Source organism: Bacillus cereus, from assembly GCF_002564555.1.
Taxonomy (GTDB): domain Bacteria; phylum Bacillota; class Bacilli; order Bacillales; family Bacillaceae_G; genus Bacillus_A; species Bacillus_A cereus_K.
Map to the genome: position 1 here is coordinate 110,165 of NZ_NUVD01000020.1, position 22,958 is coordinate 133,122.

Genomic DNA, 22,958 nt, shown 5'->3' on the forward strand with positions numbered 1-22,958 from the left:
AATGACGTGTTATCCTAAAGGCGTCGCTAGCTAGAAGAAATGAAAGCTATAAATAGTTTCACTTTATTTCTGGAGAGGAGAAGGTATTGAAATCATGTCAAGATCTCAAGAAATTTCTAAGTGGTTTCGTAATTTACAACATTCGAAGAAACTAAGTTGGATTTCTTACGTTTTATTAGGAGCAGTGTTGTTTTTTGCACTTATGAATAATGTAAAACCAGAGCAATTAGATGTTGAAATATATTCTATTGCGAAAAAAACAATCCACTCTCCTATTAAAATTGAAGATAAAGTTACAACAGAAAAAAAGAAAAAAGAAGCCGCTACAAAAGTTGAAGATCAATATACATATAAAAGTGAGTATAAACAAAATAAAGTAGATATTGTGAATGATGTCTTTGCTAAAGTAGATGAAGTGGTACAAGAGATTAAAGCTGTTGGACCGGATGAGCAAAAAAAGATTACTGATGCTGAAAAATTGGACAAGTTGAAAAAGAAGTTACCTACGGATTTAACGAAAGAATTATCTGATTCAAACTTACTAAACTTGATTAATGCAGATCCGAACCAATTGGTATTAGCAAAAGATGCAGCAGTTACAGCTATTAATAGTATCATGACTGAGCATATTAAAATGGACGAATTGAAGGATGCGAAGGAACGATATGTAAGTGAGATGAATAGTGTTAATGTTGATAATGGTTTAAAGGAGTCTATTAAGGCGTTAGGGAAATATGCGATTTCTGCGAACTATTTTTATGATCCGGCCTTAACAAAAGAGAAGAGAAAAGCAGAGGAAGATTTAGTTCCACCTGTTTATATTCTTCAAGGGCAAGTCCTTGTTAGGGAGGGTGAAACGATTTCAAGTGATATGTACAATCAATTGAAATTAGTTGGTTTGTTAGAAAAAGGGAACAGTTTTCAACCTTATGTTGGATTAGCAGTGCTCATTGGTGTGCTACTGTACTTTATGCATAAGCAATTTGAAGTGTTTTTACAGCGGAAAAGGGAAGATAGACCGTATATTTTAGCGTATATTACTATTTTATCTATCACGATTGTTTTAATGAAAATTATTAGCTTGTTTCAAAAGCTTGAATACGCAGGGATCGCGTATGTTGTTCCAGTTGCAATGGGGACAATACTTGTAAAGCTAATGATTGGTGATCGATTTGTCTTTTTAACAAGCATGATTTTTTCTGTATGCGGAAGCATTATGTTTAATGAAGGAGTAACGAGCACACTGAATTATAGTGTGGGGATCTATGTTTTATTAAGTTCATTATCAGTTAGTATTTTCTTGAGAGAAAAAAATCGTCGTACGATGATTTTACAAGCGGGCATACTCGTTTCTGTATTAAATGTAGTCGTATTGGCAGCGTTATTATTGTTACGTAATGGGAATTTTTCTGCTCTTGAAATTGGTACGCAATTATTAATGGCTTCTCTTTCAGGAATTATCTCTTCGGTTCTAGCTATGGGGATTTTACCATATTTAGAGAGCGGACTCGGCATTGTATCAAGCATGAAGCTTATGGAACTATCAAGTCCAAATCATCCGCTTTTGCGTAAAATTTTGCTAGAAGCGCCAGGGACATATCACCATAGTGTAATGGTTGCGAATCTTTCTGAAGCTGCTTGTGAAGCGGTCGGGGCAAACGGTGTGTTAGCCCGCGTAGGGGCTTATTATCATGATGTGGGAAAAACGGTACAACCACAGTTCTTTATTGAAAATCAGATGGGAATTAAAAACCCGCATGACAAACTAGATCCTGTAACGAGTAAAGATATTATCATCGCTCATGTAACTGACGGGGTAAGGATGTTAGAAGAATACCATATCCCACAAGAAATTATTGATATTGCTGGGCAACATCATGGTACAACGTTGCTTAAATATTTTTACTATAAGGCGATTAAAGAAGATAAGGAAAAATATACAGAAGAAATGTTCCGTTATCCGGGATCCAAAGCAACTTCTAAAGAGTCGGCAATTGTTGGTATTGCTGATAGTGTAGAGGCTGCAGTTCGTTCTATGAATCATCCAACGCCAGAACAAATTAATAATTTAGTGCAAAGTATTATTAAGGATCGCCTGCAGGATGGACAATTTAGTGAATGTGATTTGACATTTAAGGAACTACAAATCGTTGGAAAAACGTTATGCGAGACGTTAAATGGTATTTTCCATTCACGTATTACATATCCGGAACTACCGGAAGATAAGGAGAAACAATGAGTTTATTAATTGATTTTATGGATGAAACAGAAGAAGTAAAAGAAGCATATGTGAATCTAATTCGTGAAGTGTTAGAAAAAGCAGCTCAAATGGAAAATATAGAGGATGGTGCGGAGTTATCAGTTACATTTGTAAATAACGAGCGCATTCGCGAGATTAATCGTGATTACCGGGATAAGGATCAGCCTACTGATGTAATTTCCTTTGCTATGGAAGAGATGGGAGAAGGGGAAATGGAAATTGTAGGTGCTGAGATGCCGCGCATGTTAGGGGATCTTATTATTTCTATTCCGAGAGCGAAAGAACAAGCTGAAGAGTATGGACATTCTTTTGATCGTGAACTTGGCTTTTTAGCGTTACATGGCTTTTTACATTTGCTTGGTTATGATCACATGACCGAAGAGGATGAAAAAGAAATGTTTGGACGACAAAAAGAAATTCTAGAAGCATTTGGATTAGGACGATGAAAAAAGGAAAACTTATAGATAGTTTTGGATATGCTATAGCTGGTATATTCTTTTGTCTTCGTCAGGAACGAAATATGAAAATTCATTATTTAGCCGCAGTCATTGTTATATGCTGCGGCTTTTATTTCCATATTACGAAAATAGAGTGGATAGTATTACTTATTGTAATAGGAATTGTAATGAGCTTAGAGATGGTAAATACGGCTGTGGAAAAAACAGTAGATTTAGCGACTGCTGATATTCATCCGTTTGCGAAAATTGCAAAGGATGTCGCGGCAGGAGCAGTTTTATTATTTGCAATTATAGCTGTTATAATTGGTGCTATTATCTTTTTACCGTATGTGGTATAGTTGCATTCCGAAGCTTTTATTAAGCTTTGGAAGTGCCTGAAAGGCCTTTAATGAGAGAGTGTATCTATTCACGGTTGTGAACAGGAAGGATGCGGGGACATGAATAGCAAACAATTAATTCAAGAAGCAATCGAAGCGCGTAAACAAGCGTACGTACCATATTCTAAATTTCATGTAGGTGCAGCATTATTAACGCAGGATGGAAGAGTATATCGTGGATGTAATGTGGAAAATGCATCATATGGCTTATGTAACTGTGCAGAAAGAACAGCTTTATTTAAGGCAGTTTCTGAAGGAGATAAAGAGTTTGTAGCTATTGCAATCGTAGCGGATACAAAGCGTCCAGTACCTCCTTGTGGAGCATGTCGACAAGTTATGGTAGAATTATGTAAACAGGATACGAAAGTATACTTATCAAACTTACATGGTGACGTTCAAGAGACAACAGTCGGAGAATTGTTACCAGGAGCATTTTTAGCGGAGGATTTACATGAATAGAAAAGGTTATAAATCAGGTTTTGTCTCTATTATTGGCAGACCGAATGTTGGGAAATCTACATTTTTAAATCGTATTATCGGCCAAAAAATTGCCATTATGAGTGACAAGCCACAAACAACTCGTAATAAAATTCAGGGCGTATATACAGAAAACGATTCACAAGTAATTTTCATTGATACACCAGGAATACATAAACCTAAACATAAATTAGGTGACTTCATGGTGAAAATGGCTCAGACGACATTGAAAGAAGTTGACATTGTTCTGTTTATGGTCAATGCAGTAGAAGGATTTGGTCGTGGTGAGGAATTCATTATTGAGAAATTACAAGAAACGAAACAACCAGTATTTTTGGTAATTAATAAAATTGACCAAGTTCATCCAGAGCAATTGCTAGAGTTAATCGATCAATACCGTAAATTATACGAGTTTGCGGAAATTGTGCCAATCTCTGCATTGGATGGTAATAACGTTGAAGCGTTAATTGGAACAATAAAAAAGTATTTACCAGAAGGACCGCAATATTACCCGGATAATCAAGTAACGGATCATCCAGAGCGATTTATTATTTCAGAGCTTATTCGTGAAAAAGTATTACATTTAACACGTGAAGAAGTGCCGCATTCTGTAGCTGTTGTTATTGATGCAATTCAAAAACGCGAGGGCGGGGCAGTCTATATAAATGCAACGATTGTTGTTGAGCGTCCATCGCAAAAAGGAATTATTATCGGTAAGCAAGGGAAGATGTTAAAAGAAGTAGGAAAACGAGCTCGTTTTGATATTGAATCACTTCTTGGCTCTAAAGTATTTTTAGAAGTATGGGTAAAAGTACAAAAAGATTGGCGTAATAAAATGTCGCAGCTTCGTGATCTTGGTTTCCGCGAGGACGAATACTAAAATAGAGTGAAGCTGTAATCAGTGGATGTTTTGTTCATCCACTGATTATTGGTTTTTATGAACTTTGATAAATTAGGAAAAATTTTTCTCACATGAAAATGGACAAAATGGGTCAATTTAATAACAACAAAAGAAATTGGTTTATAGGCTACGCTTATTGAGAAAGGTGGATTCTTATGCTAGATTTTACCTGGAAGTTTTTCTCCAAAACAGGAAGCATTGAAACGTATTTGCTTTTGAAAGAAATGGAAAAAGACGTAAACGATGAGATGGATCAACATGAAGAGGAGCTAGCGCATTTAGACTCTCCAATTTCTTGACCCGTTTTGTTCAAACCTTGGATGGTGACGAACATGTTTCAAAAAGTTGAGGGCATTGTTATCCGTACGACAGATTACGGAGAAACGAATAAGATTGTTACAATATTCTCAAGAGAACTTGGTAAGGTAAGTGCAATGGCAAGAGGAGCGAAAAAACCGAAAAGCCGTTTAGCATCTGTTTCGCAACTTATGACACATGGGCATTTTCTTATTCAAATGGGATCTGGACTTGGAACTTTGCAACAAGGCGAGATTATTTCAGCTATGAAAGAAATTCGCGAGGATATATTTTTAACTGCTTATGCATCATTTATTGTTGAGTTAACTGATAAAGCAACAGAAGATAAAAAGCATAATCCATATTTATTTGAAATGTTATATCAAACATTGCATTATATGTGTGAGGGTGTTGACCCAGAAGTGTTATCATTAATTTATCAAACAAAAATGCTTCCGGTATTAGGGATGCGCCCGTACTTTGATACATGTGCGATTTGTCATCAAGCAACAGATTTTGTCGCCTTCTCTGTCAGGGAAGGCGGTTTTCTGTGCTCGCGTGATGCGGAGCAAGATCCGTATCGTATACCGGTAGGAGAAGCTGTTCATAAATTGTTACGTCTTTTCTTCCACTTCGATTTACATAGACTTGGCAATGTATCGGTGAAGGATAACACAAAAAAACAAATGCGTTTAGTATTGAACACATATTATGATGAATATTGCGGGATTTATTTGAAATCAAGACGTTTTCTAGAACAACTTGATAAGTTTCAAATATAATTAGGGCCGTATACGGTCCATTTTTACATACTTTCTTTTTCAAATAGCGTATTTAGTATATAATATTTAAGAGATAGTATAACTTTTTTCGTTGTGCATTAAAGGTGGTGATTATCATAGAGCTGAATAAACGGCAAGAACATATCATTCAGATTGTAAAAGATCACGGTCCTATTACAGGGGAGTCAATTGCGGCGCAATTGGGTTTAACACGTGCAACGCTAAGACCAGACTTAGCAATTTTAACTATGGCTGGTTATCTAGAAGCGCGTCCACGCGTAGGTTATTTTTATACGGGTAAAACTGGGGGACAGCTATTATCTGAAGCTGTTAAGAAAATTAAAGTACAAGATTATCAATCTAGACCGGCTGTAATTGATAAAAATGTATCAGTATACGACGCGATTTGTACTATGTTTTTAGAGGACGTTGGTACATTGTTTATTGTAGATCAATCTACTTTATTAGTTGGTGTTGTGTCTCGTAAAGATTTATTAAGAGCTAGCTTAGGGAAGCAGGATTTAACCTCTCTTCCGGTTAATATTATCATGACAAGGATGCCAAACATTGCGATGTGTCGTAGAGAAGATTCTTTATATGATATTGCGATGGAATTAATAGAAAGACAGATTGATGCGATGCCGGTTGTAAAAGATACGAAGCAAGGTCTAGAAGTGATTGGACGAATTACAAAAACAAATATTACACGTGCGTTTGTAAATTTAGTAAATAATGAATAAGTGTAATTTGTTTAAAGTGAGGTAATGTAATGGATAATAAAATCGTATATGTCGTATCTGACTCTGTAGGAGAAACAGCTGATTTGGTTGTTCGAGCAGCAATGGGACAATTCCCATTTGCTCCTGATATTAGACGTGTACCGTATGTAGAAGATACAGGGACATTAAAAGAAGTGATTTCGATTGCTAAGAGTAATCAAGCACTTATTTGTTTTACGTTAGTAAAGCCTGATATGCGCCAGTATTTAGTGGAAGAGGCTGCAAAAGAAGGAGTAGAGGCATACGATATTATCGGACCTCTTATCGATCAAATTGAAACAATTACAGGGCAAGTGCCGAGATATGAACCTGGTGTTGTTCGTAGATTAGATGAAGAATACTTTAAAAAGATTGAAGCAATTGAGTTTGCTGTAAAGTATGATGATGGTAGAGATGCGCGCGGTATTTTAAAAGCTGATATCGTGTTGATTGGAATTTCGCGTACGTCGAAAACACCACTTTCACAATATTTAGCGCATAACAAACGTTTGAAAGTTGCCAATGTACCACTTGTACCAGAAGTGGATCCACCTGAGGAATTATATCAAGTGGCAAAAGAAAAATGCTTTGGTTTGAAAATTACGCCAGAGAAGTTGAATCATATTCGAAAAGAGCGATTGAAGTCACTTGGATTAAGTGATGGAGCAACATATGCAAACATTAATCGTATTAAAGAAGAAATTGATCACTTTGAGAATGTAGTTAGCAAAATAAATTGCCAAGTAATTGATGTATCGAATAAAGCAATTGAAGAAACAGCAAATATTATTGTGAATGCAGTGCAAAACCAAAAAATGTTTTAGCACATTTACCAAAGGTGAATGTGCTTTTTTAGCTCGTGAGAAACGCGATACTTGTTAGCCTCGTAATAGATTATAGCGGAGTGGTTATACTTATACTCTCTTCTGATTTTTATTATGTCAAAGATAGGGTTTCGTTATCCTGAGATATCAGATGAAAAAATAAAGGGATATGTAGCGTAGTTGAAGAAAATATATTATAATAAAAAATTGTGATAAAAACCTATATTTTACGTTTAGACTTTAATTTTTCAGAATAAACTAGGGATAGGATTTACGACAAAGACATGTAATTACGTTAAATCGACAAAATCTATACAAGAAAACGCACATTATGGAAGGATTCACAGAAGGGATGTAGAATACAGAAATATGCAAAACATCAATCAAGATGTTGGTTGATGCAGATGCATGTCCCGTGAAGGCTGAAATTGTGCAAGTTGGAACAAAATTTCATGTCGGAATTTTGTTTGTTACATCGTATGCTCATCGTTTAAGAAAACAGCAAGGCAATTTGATCTATGTAGATTCTGGACAAGATGAAGTTGATTTTTATATGTATCAACATGTAAAGGTAACAGATCTCGTGATCACGCAGGATATAGGGCTTGCTAGTCTTCTTGTGAAAAAAGGTGTATATGTGTTGTCTTTAGGATGTACATTTGTGACAGATGAGCATATGAATACAATTTTATATAGTAGTGTGTATCTGCGAAGTTACGCAGACAGAGGACCTATATGAAAGGTCCAAAGTCGTTTACACAACGTGATCGACAACACTTTCTAACAAGTTTAGAAAAAATATTGTCGAATTATAAAGGAATTTTTTAATTTATATCGAATACAAAATACGACACGGAGATGGAGTTATGGGGAACAGAATTCCCGAAGAAGTTGTTGAACAGATTCGGACATCATCCGATATTGTAGAAGTAATTGGTGAATACGTTCAACTTAGAAAGCAGGGGCGTAACTATTTCGGCCTTTGTCCATTTCATGGTGAGAATTCTCCTTCATTCTCTGTTTCATCTGATAAGCAAATTTTTCATTGCTTCGGATGTGGAGAAGGCGGAAATGTATTTTCCTTTCTAATGAAAATGGAAGGACTTGCTTTTACCGAGGCTGTTCAAAAGCTAGGTGAAAGAAATGGCATTGCAGTTGCAGAGTATACATCAGGGCAAGGACAACAAGAAGACATATCTGATGACACCGTCATCATGCAACAGGCTCATGAACTTTTGAAAAAATATTATCATCATTTGTTAGTAAACACGGAAGAAGGAAATGAAGCACTTTCGTATTTATTAAACCGTGGTATTACGAAAGAAATGATTGAGAAGTTTGAAATTGGTTATGCATCACTTACTTGGGATGCAGCAACGAAAATTTTACAAAAAAGAGGTTTATCACTGTCTAGTATGGAACAAGCTGGTCTTCTAATAAGAAGTGAGAAGGATGGCAGTCATTATGATCGCTTCCGTGGAAGAGTTATGTTTCCAATCCATACGTTACAAGGTAAGGTGATAGCGTTTAGTGGAAGGGCGTTAGGAGATGACACTCCGAAATATTTAAATAGCCCTGAAACGCCGATTTTTCACAAAAGTAAACTGTTGTATAACTTTCATCAAGCAAGGCCGTTTATTAGAAAGCGTGGGCAAGTGGTCCTTTTTGAAGGTTATGCCGATGTACTAGCTGCGGTAAAAAGTGGTGTGGAAGAAGCTGTTGCGACAATGGGAACAGCTTTAACTGAAGAACAAGCAAAACTTCTGCGACGTAACGTTGAAACTGTTGTTCTTTGCTATGATGGTGATAAAGCAGGGCGAGAAGCGACGATGAAAGCAGGGCAATTATTGCTAAAAGTTGGTTGCCAAGTGAAAGTCACATCCTTGCCAGATAAGCTTGATCCTGATGAATATGTGCAACAATATGGGACTACCGCTTTTGAAAATCTTGTGAAATCAAGTATAAGTTTTGTTGGTTTTAAAATAAATTATTTGCGTTTAGGGAAAAATTTGCAAGATGAGTCTGGCAAAGAAGAATATGTGAAAAGTGTTTTAAAAGAGTTATCGTTGTTACAAGATGCGATGCAGGCGGAATCATATTTGAAGTCATTATCGCAAGAATTTTCGTATTCAATGGAAACACTTTTGAATCAATTGCACCAATATCGCAAAGAACAAAAGGTACAGCAAAAACAAATAAAGCAGGTTTCTAAGCCGTCTCAAGTTGTTCAAACAAAACCGAAGTTAACAGGTTTTGAAAGGGCAGAAAGAGAAATTATTTACCATATGTTGCAAAGTGCAGAAGTAGCCGTTCGTATGGAATCCCATATAGAAGATTTTCATACAGAAGAACATAAAGGGATTTTATATGAACTATACGCATATTATGAAAAGGGAAATGAACCTTCAGTTGGAACATTTTTAAGTTGGCTCTCTGATGAAAATTTGAAAAACATTATCACTGATATTTCTACGGATGAATTTATTAATCCAGAATACACAGAAGAAGTGTTACAAGGCCATTTAGAGACGCTTAGACGTCATAAGGAAAAACTTGAAAAGATGGACATTATCTTTAAAGTAAAACAAATGGAAAAAACAGATCCTGTAGAGGCTGCTAAATATTATGTAGCATATTTACAAAATCAGAAAGCGAGAAAATAGCTTTTTTGATAAGTTTTTAGTATAATGAATGTTTGTATCTCGCGTAAGGAGGGGAACAGATGGCTGACAAACCAGCTCGTTCTAAACAAATTGAAACTGAAATGACCCTTGAGCAAGTGAAAGAACAACTCACTGAGCTCGGAAAAAAACGTGGCGTTCTTACATATGAAGAGATTGCAGAACGCATGAATGGATTTGAAATTGAATCCGATCAAATGGATGAATACTATGAATATTTAGGTGAACAAGGGATTGACTTAGTTGGCGATAATGACAACGACGAAGGCCCTAATAATCGCCAAATAGCAAAATCGGAAGAGGAATTCGACCTCAATGATTTAAGTGTACCACCTGGGGTTAAAATCAACGATCCTGTTCGTATGTACTTAAAAGAAATTGGTCGCGTAGACTTACTATCTGCAGAAGAAGAAATTCGACTTGCAACGCGTATTGAAGAAGGCGATGAAGAAGCGAAACGTCGTCTGGCAGAAGCAAACTTACGTCTTGTAGTAAGTATTGCAAAGCGCTACGTGGGCCGTGGTATGCTTTTCTTAGACTTAATCCAAGAAGGAAATATGGGTCTAATTAAAGCGGTTGAAAAGTTCGACTATCGTAAAGGTTTCAAATTTAGTACGTATGCAACTTGGTGGATTCGCCAAGCGATTACACGTGCGATTGCAGACCAAGCGCGAACAATTCGTATTCCAGTTCATATGGTTGAAACAATTAATAAGCTAATTCGTGTACAACGTCAATTATTACAAGATTTAGGACGCGAACCATCTCCTGAAGAGATTGGTGAAGAAATGGATCTTGCACCAGAAAAAGTACGTGAAATCTTAAAAATTGCACAGGAGCCAGTTTCTCTTGAAACACCAATTGGTGAAGAAGACGACTCCCATTTAGGTGACTTTATTGAAGACCAAGAAGCAACATCGCCTGCGGACCATGCAGCGTATGAGTTGCTAAAAGAACAATTAGAAGATGTGTTAGATACACTAACAGATCGTGAAGAAAATGTTCTACGTCTTCGTTTCGGTTTAGATGATGGACGAACTCGTACGCTTGAAGAAGTTGGGAAAGTATTCGGCGTAACGAGAGAACGTATCCGTCAGATTGAAGCAAAAGCACTTCGTAAATTAAGACATCCAAGCCGTAGTAAGCGTCTTAAGGATTTCTTAGAATAGGTTCTTTTTAAGTTTACTTCACCTTTGTGAAGTAAACTTTTTTATTTTGTTAATTTTTGTTAAAATTTAGCTATCGGCAACGATTACAATTTCTTGTAATTTATTTTACAGAATTGTCTTTTGATTTGCAAATGCTCATTTTTCGATTTTTCGATTAATTTTGTTTATTCTATACAAAAAAATATGTAGAAAAGCGAAAAATATGATGAGAAACGTTAATAATTATCGAAATAATAAGCGATATAGCAATAAAAAACAATAAACTGAATTTATGGAATATTTTTAACAAGTGCTAGTTTGCTCTTTTCTGATAGAGTGTTTTCAAGTACAATATAAATGACTGAATCATCTAACTATTTAGGGGTATAGAGGGGGGAGAAGAGATATGAAACGTAATCCGCTGATTCCGTTCGCTCTTATTGCAGCATTAGGTATTATCGTTATGTTTGTATTTTCATTTCAGGGGCTAAATAAATCTAAAGAGTTAGCTGATGCAAAAAATGGTGGGAAGCCAGCACAAACAGCATCAAAGCCAGAGGATATTGTGAAGCAAAGCTGTACGAGCTGTCATGGTGATCAGTTACAAGGGGCGGTAGGACCTAACTTACAAAAAATTGGTGGAAAACTTTCAAAGGATGAAATTAAAGAAATCCTTTCGAAAGGAAAAGGAAATATGCCACCGAATATAGTGCCAGCTGATCAAGCAGCTAAAGTGGCTGATTGGCTATCTAAGAAAAAATAAAGTTTCGTATGACAAGCTCTTTGCTTTTGCAAAGGGCTTGTTTTTCTATATTTTCTAAAATACGATGAGTAATAGAGAATTGAATTGTTGTTATAGGCTTGCAACAACTACTATAAATTCATTATCATGGAGACAGACTGACAAGAGAAGGAGTAATGGAAATACATGAATGAGGTAAAGCTTTCAAAACGATTAGAAGAAGTTGTGCGCGAGATTCCAGTAGGATCTACAATCGCTGATATTGGATCGGATCATGCGTATTTACCGTGTTATACAATTATAAATAATATTGCTACGAAAGCAGTTGCAGGAGAAGTTGTAGAGGGACCATTTCGCTCTGCGCAAGCAACTGTAGCTGAAAGTGGCTTACAAGATAAAGTAGATGTGCGTAAAGGGAATGGATTAGCTGTTATCACACCAGGAGAAGTAGATGTAATTACGGTTGCTGGAATGGGCGGAGCGTTAATTCGTGACATTTTAGAAAGTGGTAAAGAAAAATTAGAAGGTGTAACGCGTTTAATTTTACAGCCGAATATTGCAGCGCATCATATTCGGGAATGGTTTATTGAAAATGGATGGGAGCTTATCCATGAAAAAATCGTAAAAGAAGATGGGAAAATTTACGAGATTTTAGTAGGGGAGCGAGGAAACATCGCAGCGCCTTACTCTGAAAGTAAACAAGCGGAATTATTTATGGGACCATTTTTAATGAAAGAAAAAAGTGAAGCTTTTGTTGAAAAGTGGGAAGGGGAATTAAAAAACTTCCAAAATATCCTAAAACAATTAGAGCGTGCAGCTGATTCTGAAGAGACGAAAACGAAACGTGCAGAAATAGAAGTGAAAATGAAAATGATAGGAGAGGTTTTATCATGAGTAAAATTCCAAATGGTCATGAAATTATTTCTTTATTTGAAAGTATGTATCCAAAGCATTTGGCGATGGAAGGAGATAAGATTGGCTTGCAGATTGGAGCGCTTAATAAACCCGTGCAACATGTATTGATTGCTTTAGATGTAACGAAAGAAGTTGTGGACGAAGCGATTCAATTAGGAGCGAATGTTATTATTGCGCATCACCCTTTAATTTTTAATCCGTTAAAAGTCATTCATACAGATAAGGCGTACGGAAGAATTATTGAAACGTGTATTAAAAATGATATTGCAGTTTATGCAGCTCATACAAATGTGGATGTTGCGAAAGGTGGAGTAAACGATTTACTTGCTGAGGCGTTAGGGTTGCAAAATACAGAAGTTCTAGCACCAACATATGCAGAAGAAATGAAAAAGATTGTTGTATTTGTACCTGAAACTCATGCAGAAGAGGTGCGTAAAGCATTAGGAGACGCAGGTGCTGGTCATATCGGTAATTACAGCCACTGTACGTTCAGTAGTGAGGGAGCAGGCACGTTTGTACCTCAAGAAGGAACAAACCCTTATATCGGGGAAACTGGGCAGTTAGAACGTGTGGCAGAGATACGTATCGAAACGATAATTCCAGCTTCACTACAGCGGAACGTGATTAAAGCAATGTTAACGGCACATCCATATGAAGAAGTAGCGTACGATGTATATCCGCTTGATCATAAAGGTGAAACGTTAGGTCTAGGGAAAATAGGATATTTACAAGAAGAAATGACGCTTGGGCAGTTTGCTGAACATGTGAAACAATCATTAGACGTGAAGGGCGCAAGAGTTGTCGGCAAGTTAGATGATAAAGTGCGTAAAGTCGCTGTACTTGGTGGTGATGGTAATAAATACATCAATCAAGCTAAATTTAAAGGAGCAGATGTGTATGTAACAGGTGACATGTATTACCATGTTGCTCATGATGCGATGATGCTAGGTTTAAATATAGTTGACCCAGGACATAACGTTGAAAAAGTAATGAAGCAAGGTGTGCAAAAGCAACTACAAGAAAAAGTGGATGCAAAGAAATTCAATGTACAAATTCATGCTTCGCAGTTACATACAGATCCTTTTACATTTGTGTAAGAAAAGTAAAAACCGTTGCTCATATAGGCAACGGTTTTTATTATTGTTTTTTTTTCACTTTTACACGAGGTAAAATCTTTTGAAGTGGTACTTTTCGAATTCTCTCCCATGTTGTTGGGTTTGTTGGGTCATATTGTTCTAAGAAAGCGATAACCTCTTTTGTAATTGGTGTTGGAGTAGAAGCACCTGCTGTAACAGCAACGTTTTCTACACCTTGTAGCCACTCTAATTGAATTTCGCTGACATCTGCAACACGATACGCTGTCGTACCAGCAATCTCTTGTGATACTTGCGCTAAGCGATTTGAATTGTTACTTTTTGGATCACCAACAACGATTGTTAAATCTGCCACATCAGCTTGTTTAGCTACAGCTTCTTGGCGAACTTGAGTTGCTAAACAAATTTCCTTATGGAATTCTGCTGTTGGGAATTTTTTCTGAATGTCCTCCATTAAATGTTGAACATCCCATTGACTCATTGTTGTTTGGTTCGTAACTAAAATTTTATCCGTTGGAATTTCTAATGTTTCTAAATCATCAGCTCTTTCGATAAGATGAACGATATCAGGTGCAATACCAACCGCGCCTTCTGGTTCTGGATGGTTTTTTTTGCCGATATAAATGACATGGTACCCCTCAGCTTTCTTTGCTTCAATAAGGTCATGTGTTTTTGTAACATCTGGACAAGTTGCATCGATTGTCGTTAAGCCTTTTTCTTTTGCACGTTGTTTAACTTCAGGAGAAACACCGTGAGCAGTAAAAATAACAGTACCAGAATCGATTTGATCTAAAATATCTAAGCGACTTGGTCCGTCTAACGTAATGATTCCATCTTCTTCAAAAGCGTCTGTAACATGTTTATTGTGAACAATCATACCTAAAATATAAATAGGTCTCGGTAATGATTTATCTAATGCAGCGTTACGTGCAATTACCATTGCATCGACAACACCGTAGCAATAACCACGAGGGGAAATTTTAACAATTTTCATATGAGTAATCCTCTCCTTCTAAACAAGGGATACTTTTGTGCATAGTCTTTTACATTATAAAGGAGGAGTGGATAGAAAACAAAGGATTGTTACACATATAGTTTTGGTTTTGTTGCTGTTTGTTGAACAGGTTCCTCTGGTAATTCTTTTTCTATGACTGGCTCAATCACTATTTTTTTTCTTTTTCGTTTTCTTTTTGGTGGTGGAGGAGGGGTTGCTACCTCAATCTTTTCTGCTAGGTCTTCAGTTTGATCTTCGGTTTGATCTTCTTCCGTACTTTTTCCAGAGGTGAGGATTTTAACAATACTTGGTAGGTTACGCATAATGGGACCGTACTGTTCGACGACAGGGCTTACAGATTGAACGACTTGGGATACTTTTTCGATATTGTTTATCATATTAGTTGGATTCGAAATTAAATTCGAAAAAAAACTACCGATGCCGCTACTTGATGCCGCTGTAGTTGTTGCACTGCCGCGCGTTTCATTTGATTCATACATTTGAGGGGGAATCATTTGCTCAGGATGCTGCTGCATGTATGGTTGATATTGCTGTGAGTATTGCTGCGGGTATTGTTGTTGGTATTGCTGCTGGTATTGTTGTTGATATTGCTGTCGATATTGTGGCGGGGGTTGCTGCTGATGCATCATCGGCGGCCCTTCCATTTGTCGATAGGGCGGAACCATTTGCATGAAAGGTTCGGTCGGATCGTGTTTTTTAAAGAGTTTAGCAAGGAAACCTTTCTTCTTTTGTGCCATCGGTGGTAGTTGTGGAATCGGATATGGTGTGTAAGGTTGCTGTCCTTGATTCGGATACATTTGTCTTATAGGGGATTTCGGAAACATGTGAGAAATCCTCCTTTCTTCAGTTAGGTATATACACATACAATATGCAATGAAAGGGAAGAAGGTTAGTTTTTGAAGGAAAAACCTAAACTAAAGATGGATTTTACTTGTAGATTTCGATATAATGTAGACTTGACTGATTTGTGCGCGCAGTAGAAATTTAGAAAGAAGGTGTAACTTATGACACAACAAACTTTTACACAGTATGATTTTAAACCATTTTTAATAGATGCAGTTCGTGAACTACGCTTTACAGAGCCGACAGGAATTCAAAAGAAAATTTTCCCAGTCGTGAAAAAAGGTGTAAGTGTAATTGGACAATCTCAAACAGGTTCAGGGAAAACACATGCATATTTACTTCCTACACTGAACAGAATTGATGCAAGTCGCGAAGAAGTACAGCTTGTTATTACAGCGCCTACTCGTGAGTTAGCACAACAAATTTACGAAGAAATCGTGAAATTAACAAAGTTTTGTGCAGAAGATCAAATGATTACAGCACGTTGTTTAATTGGTGGAACTGATAAACAACGATCAATTGAAAAGTTGAAAAAACAACCTCATATTGTGGTTGGAACACCAGGACGTATTAAAGACTTAGTAGAAGAAAAGGCGCTATTTGTTTATAAAGCGAATACTATTATTGTCGATGAAGCTGATTTAATGCTTGATATGGGATTCATTCAAGATGTAGATAAAATTGCAGGACGTATGCCTAAAAACTTGCAAATGCTAGTTTTCTCTGCAACAATTCCTCAAAAATTAAAACCATTTTTGAAGAAATATATGGAGAATCCAGAACATATTCATATTAATCCGAAACAAGTTGCAGCAGGAAATATTGAGCATTATCTTGTGCCTTCAAGACACCGTAATAAAATTGAATTAGTGAAAAATATGCTACTTCAATTTAAACCGTATTTAGCAATTGTGTTTACAAACACAAAGAAGAAGGCTGACGAAGTAGCCGATGGATTAGCAGAACGTGGGTTAAAAGTAGGACGTATACACGGTGATTTATCACCACGTGATCGTAAAAAAATGATGAAACAAGTGCGTGATTTAGAGTTCCAATACATTGTTGCAACTGATTTAGCAGCACGTGGTATTGATATTGAAGGAATTAGTCATGTTATTAACTACGAACTTCCATCAGATTTAGATTTCTTCGTTCACCGCGTTGGAAGAACAGCACGTGCAGGTCATTCAGGTATTGCAGTGACGATTTATGATCCAGCGAACGAAGAAGCGTTAGATAGCTTAGAAAAACAACGTCATATCGAGTTCAAACATGTAGATTTACGCGGAGATGAGTGGGCGGATTTAGGTGACCGTCGTCGTCGTAAGAGTCGTAAAAAACCAAATGACGGACTAGATGTTATGGCAACGAAAGTTGTTAAAAAGCCGAAAAAAGTAAAACCAAACTATAAACGCAAACTTGCAACAGAACGTGAAAAAGTGAAGAGAAAATATAGTGATAAAAAAAGATAAGGGGCTTCCCTTATCTTTTTTTTAGCTATTTGTGGGAGTCGTAATCAATATGGATAGAAAAATAGTGATTAAAGTTTCACTTAATCCAGTTAATTTAAATGAAGAATATAGTCTGTTTAAATAGTCATATAAATTTGTGTAGTGCGTTTTTTGTGAACAAACAATTCACTACATATTTCTACAAATTATGCTATCATTATATCTATTGCATATTGAAGAGGTGATTGTATGTTAAAGATTGGATCTCATGTTTCAATGAGTGGTAAGAAGATGTTATTAGCAGCAAGTGAAGAGGCTGTTTCATACGGTGCAACAACGTTTATGATTTATACAGGTGCACCGCAAAATACACGAAGAAAACCAATTGAAGAATTAAATATAGAAGCAGGAAGAAAACATATGGAATTGAACGGTATTGAGGAAATTATCGTCCATGCTCCGTATATTATCAATGTTGGGAATACGACGAAACCAGAGACGTTCCAATTAGGTGTTGATTTCCTTCGTATGGAAATTGAAAGAACATCTGCGTTAGGTGTAGCGAAACAAATTGTTCTTCACCCAGGAGCTCACGTTGGTGCAGGAGCAGATGCTGGTATTCAACAAATTATTAAAGGGCTTAATGAAGTAATAACGCCAGAACAAACGGTTAATATTGCGCTAGAAACGATGGCAGGAAAAGGAACAGAATGCGGTCGTAGCTTTGAAGAAATTGCGAAAATTATTGATGGCGTAAAATATAATGAAAAGCTATCTGTATGTTTTGATACGTGTCATACGCACGATGCAGGTTATGACATTGTAAATGATTTTGACGGTGTGTTAAATGAATTTGATAAGATCGTTGGAATTGATCGTCTACAAGTACTTCATATTAATGATAGTAAAAATGTGTGCGGAGCAGGAAAAGACCGTCATGAAAACATCGGTTTCGGTCATATCGGTTATAAAGCATTGCATCATATTGTACATCATCCGCAGTTAATGAACGTGCCGAAAATTCTTGAAACGCCGTATGTAGGGGAAGATAAAAAAGATAAGAAGCCACCATATAAATTTGAAATCGAAATGCTGAAAAATGGCACTTTTGATGAGGGAATTCTTGAAAAAATTAAAGCGCAATAATAAGGAGGGGGATTTTTCCCCCTCCTTATTTTAGTAGTTGTTGAAATAAAGTATTTACTTGTTGGGCGGTAGCAGGAGAGGTTACTTTTGCGATTTGTTTTAAGAGCTCTAGTCGCTCGTTATTATCGTAAATGTTAATATTCTTGCCTTTCATAAGTGAAACGATTTGATCAGCTTGTGAGGTTGTAATGGGAACTTCATATTCTTTACTATATTTTAATAACTCTTTTGTAGAAATATGATTTAATTTTTTATTTACAATTTGTTTAATGAGGTTCATCGTGTTATCCTCCTTCACACGTTCTTCTATCGAAATATATGAGTACATAGCTTGTACATATTCGTATAGAGTTTCTTTTTTTTATGAGGAAAAGAAGCGTATGTTATAATATAGGGACAAAACTACAGAGAAAGAGTATAAGGAGGACTTATGGAGAAAAAGCAACATCGAAAAGAAAGTGTTATTCATCTCATCTATCGTTTAGTTATGATTGTTTTTGGGGCAGCATGTGCGGCGGTAGCAATTGAACTATTTTTAATGCCAAATAAAATTATTGATGGTGGAATTATTGGTATTTCTCTTATATTAGATTATCTTACTCCGAATATTTGGTGGTTAAGTTTCTCTACTTTGGTTGTTGTTCTCAATATTCCGTTTATGTACTCAGGTTATAAGCAAATCGGAAAAACATTTATGTTATCTTCGGCATTCGGTATTGTAGCTTTAGCATTTATTGAATCAACGCTACATGCTGTTCCGCCATTTACAACAGAGCCAATTTTAGCAACGGTGTTTGGTGGTCTTATTTTAGGTCTTGGTGTAGGGCTTGTTATTCGTCATGGTGGATCAATGGACGGAACAGAAATTATGGGGATTTTATTAACGAAGAAATTACCGTTTTCTGTTGGTGAATTCGTAATGTTTGTGAACTTATTTATTTTTGCATGGGCGGCATTTGTATTTGGCGTTGAACAAGCAATGTATTCTGTTATGACGTACTATATCGCATTCAAAACAATTGATACAGTAATTCAAGGATTAGATGAAACGAAAGCAGTTTTAATTGTATCAGACCAATATGAAGAAGTATCAAATGCGATTTTACATCGTCTTGGTCGTGGAACGACAAAGCTTGTAGCAAAAGGTGGTTACACAGATAAAGAAAAAGAAGTTATTTATGCAGTTGTAACCCGTCTGGAAGTGACGAAGTTAAAATCAATTGTGCATGAAATTGATGAAAATGCGTTTGTTACTATTATGAGTACGCAAGAGACAAATGGTGGTAAGTTTAAATCAGCTATTCACTAAAAAGTTAATCCAAATCGGTGTGGGCTAATAATCAGTGCGGGGTGGGACCACCCTGATTAAAGTTTCATTTTATAGGAATATTTTTTTGGTAGCAGAGAATTTTTCTCTGCTTTTTGTTATAATTGTAAGGTTTCTTGAAAAAATAGATATATTTTAGGCAGATTGGTTTACAACTATAATAAGCTGTACTATAATTCAAATAGATATAAATCGGAATCATTCTGAATTAAAATAGGTGAGATGCTATGAATAATATATTGGAAATAGAAGGATTAACGTTTCGATACGAAGATCGGAATGTGTTAGAGGATATTAATTTGCAAGTTCCGCAGGGAGCTTTTTTAGGTTTAGTCGGGCCGAATGGTTCAGGGAAATCAACTTTGCTTAAATGTTTATTAGGCGTTTTAAAGCCAAAACAAGGAAGCATTCGTTTGTTTGGTGTTGATAGTAAGAAGTTTAAAGAATGGAACAAAGTTGGCTATGTATCCCAAAAGGCAAATAGCTTCAACTCTGGTTTTCCAGCAACAGTTTTTGAAGTTGTGTCAATGGGACTTGTTTCGAAAAAAGGGCTTTTTCGTTTTTTCACAAAAGATGATAAGAAAAAGGTAGAAAAAGCGATTGCTGATGTAGGGATGAGTGAGTTTCAAGGCCGTAATATTGGAGAACTTTCTGGTGGACAACAACAGCGTGTATTTATTGCTCGCGCGCTCGTTAGTGATCCACAATTGCTTATTTTGGACGAGCCTACTGTTGGGATCGATGTAAAAAATGTAGAAAGCTTCTATGAAATATTAGAGGATTTAAACAAAAGGCTCGGGATCACATTAATTCTTGTTACTCATGATATGGGAGCTGTTACGGAAAAAGTAACACATGTTGCATGCCTAAACCAACATCTACATTTCCATGGAAATGTAGAGAAGTTCCGAGAGTTAGAAGATGCAGAAATGTCCGTCTTATATGGACATCATGTTCACCGCTTAGAACACGAGCATGAGCATCACGGGAGGATATAATGATACAAGATTTTTTACAATATGACTTTTTACGTAATTCTTTATACGCTGGTATTTTAATAGGACTTGTTGCACCGCTTATCGGTGTGTTCGTTGTAATTCGCCGCATGTCGCTTATTGCAGATGCATTAAGTCATGTGACGTTATCAGGTATTGCTGCAAGTTTATTACTTGAAAAAACAATTTTCACAGGGGGATTTTTAAATCCTCTATATATGGGGATGATTTTCTCGATAGGTGGAGCGCTACTAATTGAAAAATTACGAACTGTATATAAGCATTATCAAGAATTAGCAATTCCAATTATTCTTTCAGCGGGAATGGGTATCGGTGTTATTTTCATTTCGCTTGCAAATGGATTTAACACAGATTTATTTAGTTATTTATTTGGTAGTGTAAGTGCTGTTACAAGTGGGGATTTAGTTATTATTGGTATTGTAGCAATTGTTGTACTTGCAACGATTGGTTTACTATACAAAGAGTTGTTTTTACTATCATTTGATGAGGAATACGCTGTATCAACCGGTTTGAGTGCAAAGTGGATTCACTTTATTTTTATTATTTTAGTTGCGCTTGTTATTGCAGTATCCATGCGCGTTGTAGGTGTTCTTCTCGTATCATCTTTAATGACGTTACCAGTTGCCGCAAGTATTCGTATTGCTAAAGGATTTAAACAAACAATTTTCTTTTCCATTATATTTGGTGAAATTGCAGTAATTGGTGGAATGTTTGCTTCGTATCAACTTGATCTAGCACCAGGTGGTACAATTGTTGTGATAGCAGTTCTTATTTTGATCGGTGCAATTTTATGGAAGAAGAAAAAAACTGCATAAAGTAGGGATAGGTATGAATCTAACAGAAGCTTTACGCCTAATGAAAGACAAAGGATACAAACATACTGGAAAAAGGGAAGAAATGCTCAGATTATTTGCAGCGCATAATCGCTATTTAACTGCGAAAGACGTTTTAGAGCATATGAAGGATGATTATCCAGGGCTTAGTTTTGATACGATTTATCGTAACTTAACAGTTTTTGCTGAGATTGGTGTTTTAGAACAAACGGAATTAAATGGTGAAAAACATTTTCGTTTTACTTGTTCTATTATGGAACATCATCATCATTTTATTTGTTTAGATTGCGGGGGGACGAAAGAAATTACTTCCTGCCCAATGGATTTTATGAATAAAGATTTTAACGGTTATGAAGTAACAGGTCATAAGTTTGAAATATATGGTCGTTGTCCAAAATGTGCAAAATAAAAGCTCGTCGGTTATATAACTGACGAGCTTTTTTACGTAGAAAAGAAGGTTGCTCACAAATATTGTGGGCAACCTTCTTTTTATTGTTCTTGTGTTTCTTTTTCTTTTTCTCGTTCAGCAGCCATTTCAGCAGCAATTACATCGATTTCTTTTTTCAGTTCTTCTACCATTGTTTCTTCTGGTACTTTACGAACGACTTGCCCTTTACGGAATAATAGTCCTTCTCCGCGTGCACCGGCAATACCGATATCAGCTTCACGAGCTTCACCAGGACCGTTTACAGCGCAGCCAAGTACTGCAACTTTAATTGGTACTTGTAGTGTAGAGATGTATTCTTCCACTTCGTTAGCGATACTAATTAAATCAATTTCAATACGACCGCAAGTTGGACAAGAGATAAGTGTTGCTGCATTAGATGCAAGACCGAATGATTTTAATAGTTCACGCGCAACTTTTACTTCTTCAACTGGATCAGCACTTAAGGAAATACGTAGTGTATTTCCAATGCCTTTACTTAAGATTGCTCCAAGACCCGCGGCACTTTTTACAGTTCCAGCGAACAATGTTCCTGATTCTGTAATACCTAAATGTAATGGGTAATCAAAAGCACGAGCAGCTTTTTCATATGCTTCAATTGCTAAGTTAACATCAGAGGCTTTCATAGATACGATAATATCGTGGAAATCTAAGTCCTCTAAAATTTTAATGTGGTGTAGTGCACTCTCAACCATACCATCTGCAGTTGGGTATCCGTACTTTTCTAAAATGTGACGCTCTAATGAACCAGCGTTTACACCGATACGGATTGGAATACCACGCTCTTTTGCTGCATTTACAACAGCTTCTACTTTATGGCGACGACCAATGTTACCTGGGTTGATACGTACTTTATCGATGCCACCTTCAATTGCTTTTAAAGCAAGACGATAATCAAAATGAATATCAGCAACAAGTGGAATGTTGATTTGTTTTTTAATATCAGCAATAGCATCTGCTGCACGTTCATCTGGAACAGCAACACGAACGACTTGACAGCCAGCTTCTTCTAAACGTTTAATTTCAGCGACTGTTGCTTCAACATCATGTGTTTTTGTTGTTGTCATACTTTGTATAATTAATTCATTATTACCGCCAATTGTTAAATTACCGACTTTAACTGGACGTGTTTTTGTACGATGAGTCATTTCATTCACGAATAGATCGC

General features: G+C 36.4%; 26 protein-coding genes. 22 read left to right on the forward strand and 4 right to left on the reverse strand.

The window, feature by feature from the left end; translation table 11 throughout:
• The first annotated feature begins 94 nt into the window (after window positions 1-94).
• From COI75_RS10895 to COI75_RS10975, 16 genes are all read left to right on the forward strand, one after another.
• Complete coding sequence (locus COI75_RS10895) at window positions 95-2,239, forward strand: HD family phosphohydrolase (RefSeq protein ID WP_000091504.1); 2,145 nt, start codon at window positions 95-97, stop codon at window positions 2,237-2,239.
• A complete protein-coding gene (gene ybeY / locus COI75_RS10900; protein ID WP_000054697.1) occupies window positions 2,236-2,706 on the forward strand; it encodes an rRNA maturation RNase YbeY in 471 nt (156 codons plus the stop codon). Before COI75_RS10895 ends, ybeY begins: the two co-directional genes overlap by 4 nt.
• Window positions 2,703-3,056: a diacylglycerol kinase family protein gene (locus COI75_RS10905; protein ID WP_000715470.1), complete on the forward strand. Its 354-nt coding sequence runs from the start codon at window positions 2,703-2,705 to the stop codon at window positions 3,054-3,056. Before ybeY ends, COI75_RS10905 begins: the two co-directional genes overlap by 4 nt.
• A gap of 99 nt (window positions 3,057-3,155) precedes the next feature.
• Window positions 3,156-3,554, forward strand: a complete 399-nt coding sequence (locus COI75_RS10910) for a cytidine deaminase (RefSeq protein ID WP_001086289.1) — start codon at window positions 3,156-3,158, stop codon at window positions 3,552-3,554.
• Window positions 3,547-4,452 (forward strand): GTPase Era, encoded by a 906-nt coding sequence (gene era / locus COI75_RS10915; protein ID WP_001080243.1) that lies wholly within the window; start codon window positions 3,547-3,549, stop codon window positions 4,450-4,452. The genes COI75_RS10910 and era overlap by 8 nt, the downstream gene beginning before the upstream one ends.
• A 176-nt stretch (window positions 4,453-4,628) precedes the next feature.
• Entirely contained in the window at window positions 4,629-4,772 is a 144-nt protein-coding gene (locus COI75_RS10920) for a YqzL family protein (protein ID WP_000883924.1), read from the forward strand.
• 33 nt (window positions 4,773-4,805) lie between these two features.
• A complete protein-coding gene (gene recO, locus COI75_RS10925; RefSeq protein ID WP_000487008.1) occupies window positions 4,806-5,552 on the forward strand; it encodes a DNA repair protein RecO in 747 nt (248 codons plus the stop codon).
• A gap of 107 nt (window positions 5,553-5,659) precedes the next feature.
• Window positions 5,660-6,292 (forward strand): helix-turn-helix transcriptional regulator, encoded by a 633-nt coding sequence (locus COI75_RS10930; RefSeq protein ID WP_080013325.1) that lies wholly within the window; start codon window positions 5,660-5,662, stop codon window positions 6,290-6,292.
• 29 nt (window positions 6,293-6,321) lie between these two features.
• The gene (locus COI75_RS10935; RefSeq protein ID WP_000368938.1) at window positions 6,322-7,134 is read left to right on the forward strand and encodes a pyruvate, water dikinase regulatory protein; all 813 of its coding nucleotides are present in this window, start codon (window positions 6,322-6,324) and stop codon (window positions 7,132-7,134) included.
• Window positions 7,135-7,549: 415 nt separating this feature from the next.
• Window positions 7,550-7,873 (forward strand): DUF188 domain-containing protein, encoded by a 324-nt coding sequence (locus tag COI75_RS10945; protein WP_255265675.1) that lies wholly within the window; start codon window positions 7,550-7,552, stop codon window positions 7,871-7,873.
• Window positions 7,870-7,962, forward strand: coding sequence for a hypothetical protein (locus tag COI75_RS27270; protein ID WP_002095287.1), 93 nt, complete (start codon window positions 7,870-7,872; stop codon window positions 7,960-7,962). The genes COI75_RS10945 and COI75_RS27270 overlap by 4 nt, the downstream gene beginning before the upstream one ends.
• Before the next feature lie 38 nt (window positions 7,963-8,000).
• Complete coding sequence (dnaG, locus tag COI75_RS10955; RefSeq protein ID WP_000528219.1) at window positions 8,001-9,797, forward strand: DNA primase; 1,797 nt, start codon at window positions 8,001-8,003, stop codon at window positions 9,795-9,797.
• Between the two features lie 59 nt (window positions 9,798-9,856).
• On the forward strand, window positions 9,857-10,984 hold the full coding sequence (rpoD, locus tag COI75_RS10960) for an RNA polymerase sigma factor RpoD (RefSeq protein ID WP_000764060.1): 1,128 nt from the start codon (window positions 9,857-9,859) through the stop codon (window positions 10,982-10,984).
• A 385-nt stretch (window positions 10,985-11,369) separates the two neighbouring features.
• Window positions 11,370-11,726 carry a cytochrome c550 gene (cccA, locus tag COI75_RS10965; protein ID WP_000828145.1) on the forward strand — a complete coding sequence of 119 codons (357 nt, stop codon included), beginning with the start codon at window positions 11,370-11,372 and terminating at the stop codon, window positions 11,724-11,726.
• Between the two features lie 165 nt (window positions 11,727-11,891).
• A complete protein-coding gene (locus tag COI75_RS10970) occupies window positions 11,892-12,599 on the forward strand; it encodes a tRNA (adenine(22)-N(1))-methyltransferase (RefSeq protein ID WP_001006532.1) in 708 nt (235 codons plus the stop codon).
• Window positions 12,596-13,717 (forward strand): Nif3-like dinuclear metal center hexameric protein, encoded by a 1,122-nt coding sequence (locus tag COI75_RS10975; protein WP_000036239.1) that lies wholly within the window; start codon window positions 12,596-12,598, stop codon window positions 13,715-13,717. Before COI75_RS10970 ends, COI75_RS10975 begins: the two co-directional genes overlap by 4 nt.
• A 40-nt stretch (window positions 13,718-13,757) precedes the next feature.
• Here COI75_RS10975 and COI75_RS10980 read toward each other — a convergent pair whose 3' ends face one another.
• Both COI75_RS10980 and vrrA read right to left on the reverse strand, forming a co-directional pair.
• A complete protein-coding gene (locus COI75_RS10980) occupies window positions 13,758-14,708 on the reverse strand; it encodes a 4-hydroxy-3-methylbut-2-enyl diphosphate reductase (protein ID WP_000706654.1) in 951 nt (316 codons plus the stop codon).
• Window positions 14,709-14,797: 89 nt separating this feature from the next.
• Window positions 14,798-15,553: a VrrA/YqfQ family protein gene (gene vrrA, locus COI75_RS10985; protein ID WP_000484134.1), complete on the reverse strand. Its 756-nt coding sequence runs from the start codon at window positions 15,551-15,553 to the stop codon at window positions 14,798-14,800.
• A gap of 180 nt (window positions 15,554-15,733) precedes the next feature.
• Here vrrA and COI75_RS10990 point away from each other — a divergent pair, with 180 nt between their 5' ends.
• Window positions 15,734-17,044: a DEAD/DEAH box helicase gene (locus COI75_RS10990; protein ID WP_000194011.1), complete on the forward strand. Its 1,311-nt coding sequence runs from the start codon at window positions 15,734-15,736 to the stop codon at window positions 17,042-17,044.
• 228 nt (window positions 17,045-17,272) lie between these two features.
• Window positions 17,273-18,169, forward strand: a complete 897-nt coding sequence (locus tag COI75_RS10995) for a deoxyribonuclease IV (protein WP_000912451.1) — start codon at window positions 17,273-17,275, stop codon at window positions 18,167-18,169.
• A 25-nt stretch (window positions 18,170-18,194) separates the two neighbouring features.
• On the opposite strand, the gene COI75_RS11000 is transcribed toward COI75_RS10995, so the two are convergent.
• The gene (locus COI75_RS11000; protein ID WP_001048957.1) at window positions 18,195-18,449 is read right to left on the reverse strand and encodes a DUF2624 domain-containing protein; all 255 of its coding nucleotides are present in this window, start codon (window positions 18,447-18,449) and stop codon (window positions 18,195-18,197) included.
• 150 nt (window positions 18,450-18,599) lie between these two features.
• Between COI75_RS11000 and COI75_RS11005 the strand changes: the two genes are divergently transcribed.
• The 4 genes from COI75_RS11005 (at window position 18,600) to COI75_RS11020 (ending at window position 21,754) form a co-directional block, all read left to right on the forward strand.
• Window positions 18,600-19,478 carry a YitT family protein gene (locus COI75_RS11005; RefSeq protein ID WP_000412585.1) on the forward strand — a complete coding sequence of 293 codons (879 nt, stop codon included), beginning with the start codon at window positions 18,600-18,602 and terminating at the stop codon, window positions 19,476-19,478.
• 245 nt (window positions 19,479-19,723) lie between these two features.
• Window positions 19,724-20,494, forward strand: a complete 771-nt coding sequence (locus tag COI75_RS11010) for a metal ABC transporter ATP-binding protein (protein ID WP_001059660.1) — start codon at window positions 19,724-19,726, stop codon at window positions 20,492-20,494.
• Complete coding sequence (locus tag COI75_RS11015; RefSeq protein ID WP_000613820.1) at window positions 20,494-21,327, forward strand: metal ABC transporter permease; 834 nt, start codon at window positions 20,494-20,496, stop codon at window positions 21,325-21,327. Before COI75_RS11010 ends, COI75_RS11015 begins: the two co-directional genes overlap by 1 nt.
• Window positions 21,328-21,340: 13 nt before the next feature.
• Window positions 21,341-21,754: a Fur family transcriptional regulator gene (locus tag COI75_RS11020; RefSeq protein ID WP_001054512.1), complete on the forward strand. Its 414-nt coding sequence runs from the start codon at window positions 21,341-21,343 to the stop codon at window positions 21,752-21,754.
• An 80-nt stretch (window positions 21,755-21,834) separates the two neighbouring features.
• On the opposite strand, the gene ispG is transcribed toward COI75_RS11020, so the two are convergent.
• Complete coding sequence (gene ispG, locus COI75_RS11025; protein WP_153578351.1) at window positions 21,835-22,938, reverse strand: flavodoxin-dependent (E)-4-hydroxy-3-methylbut-2-enyl-diphosphate synthase; 1,104 nt, start codon at window positions 22,936-22,938, stop codon at window positions 21,835-21,837.
• Window positions 22,939-22,958: the final 20 nt, after the last annotated feature.

Coding starts and splice junctions, on each gene's coding strand:
- ybeY (WP_000054697.1), top strand. CDS start 2,236: ATGAGTTTATTAATTGATTTTATGGATGAAACAGAAGAAGTAAAAGAA.
- COI75_RS10905 (WP_000715470.1), top strand. CDS start 2,703: ATGAAAAAAGGAAAACTTATAGATAGTTTTGGATATGCTATAGCTGGT.
- COI75_RS11015 (WP_000613820.1), top strand. CDS start 20,494: ATGATACAAGATTTTTTACAATATGACTTTTTACGTAATTCTTTATAC.
- COI75_RS10920 (WP_000883924.1), top strand. CDS start 4,629: ATGCTAGATTTTACCTGGAAGTTTTTCTCCAAAACAGGAAGCATTGAA.
- COI75_RS10970 (WP_001006532.1), top strand. CDS start 11,892: ATGAATGAGGTAAAGCTTTCAAAACGATTAGAAGAAGTTGTGCGCGAG.
- COI75_RS10980 (WP_000706654.1), bottom strand. CDS start 14,708: ATGAAAATTGTTAAAATTTCCCCTCGTGGTTATTGCTACGGTGTTGTC.
- COI75_RS10975 (WP_000036239.1), top strand. CDS start 12,596: ATGAGTAAAATTCCAAATGGTCATGAAATTATTTCTTTATTTGAAAGT.
- era (WP_001080243.1), top strand. CDS start 3,547: ATGAATAGAAAAGGTTATAAATCAGGTTTTGTCTCTATTATTGGCAGA.
- COI75_RS11020 (WP_001054512.1), top strand. CDS start 21,341: ATGAATCTAACAGAAGCTTTACGCCTAATGAAAGACAAAGGATACAAA.
- recO (WP_000487008.1), top strand. CDS start 4,806: ATGTTTCAAAAAGTTGAGGGCATTGTTATCCGTACGACAGATTACGGA.
- ispG (WP_153578351.1), bottom strand. CDS start 22,938: ATGACTCATCGTACAAAAACACGTCCAGTTAAAGTCGGTAATTTAACA.
- COI75_RS11000 (WP_001048957.1), bottom strand. CDS start 18,449: ATGAACCTCATTAAACAAATTGTAAATAAAAAATTAAATCATATTTCT.
- cccA (WP_000828145.1), top strand. CDS start 11,370: ATGAAACGTAATCCGCTGATTCCGTTCGCTCTTATTGCAGCATTAGGT.
- COI75_RS11005 (WP_000412585.1), top strand. CDS start 18,600: ATGGAGAAAAAGCAACATCGAAAAGAAAGTGTTATTCATCTCATCTAT.
- COI75_RS10910 (WP_001086289.1), top strand. CDS start 3,156: ATGAATAGCAAACAATTAATTCAAGAAGCAATCGAAGCGCGTAAACAA.
- COI75_RS11010 (WP_001059660.1), top strand. CDS start 19,724: ATGAATAATATATTGGAAATAGAAGGATTAACGTTTCGATACGAAGAT.
- vrrA (WP_000484134.1), bottom strand. CDS start 15,553: ATGTTTCCGAAATCCCCTATAAGACAAATGTATCCGAATCAAGGACAG.
- COI75_RS27270 (WP_002095287.1), top strand. CDS start 7,870: ATGAAAGGTCCAAAGTCGTTTACACAACGTGATCGACAACACTTTCTA.
- COI75_RS10935 (WP_000368938.1), top strand. CDS start 6,322: ATGGATAATAAAATCGTATATGTCGTATCTGACTCTGTAGGAGAAACA.
- dnaG (WP_000528219.1), top strand. CDS start 8,001: ATGGGGAACAGAATTCCCGAAGAAGTTGTTGAACAGATTCGGACATCA.
- rpoD (WP_000764060.1), top strand. CDS start 9,857: ATGGCTGACAAACCAGCTCGTTCTAAACAAATTGAAACTGAAATGACC.
- COI75_RS10990 (WP_000194011.1), top strand. CDS start 15,734: ATGACACAACAAACTTTTACACAGTATGATTTTAAACCATTTTTAATA.
- COI75_RS10995 (WP_000912451.1), top strand. CDS start 17,273: ATGTTAAAGATTGGATCTCATGTTTCAATGAGTGGTAAGAAGATGTTA.
- COI75_RS10895 (WP_000091504.1), top strand. CDS start 95: ATGTCAAGATCTCAAGAAATTTCTAAGTGGTTTCGTAATTTACAACAT.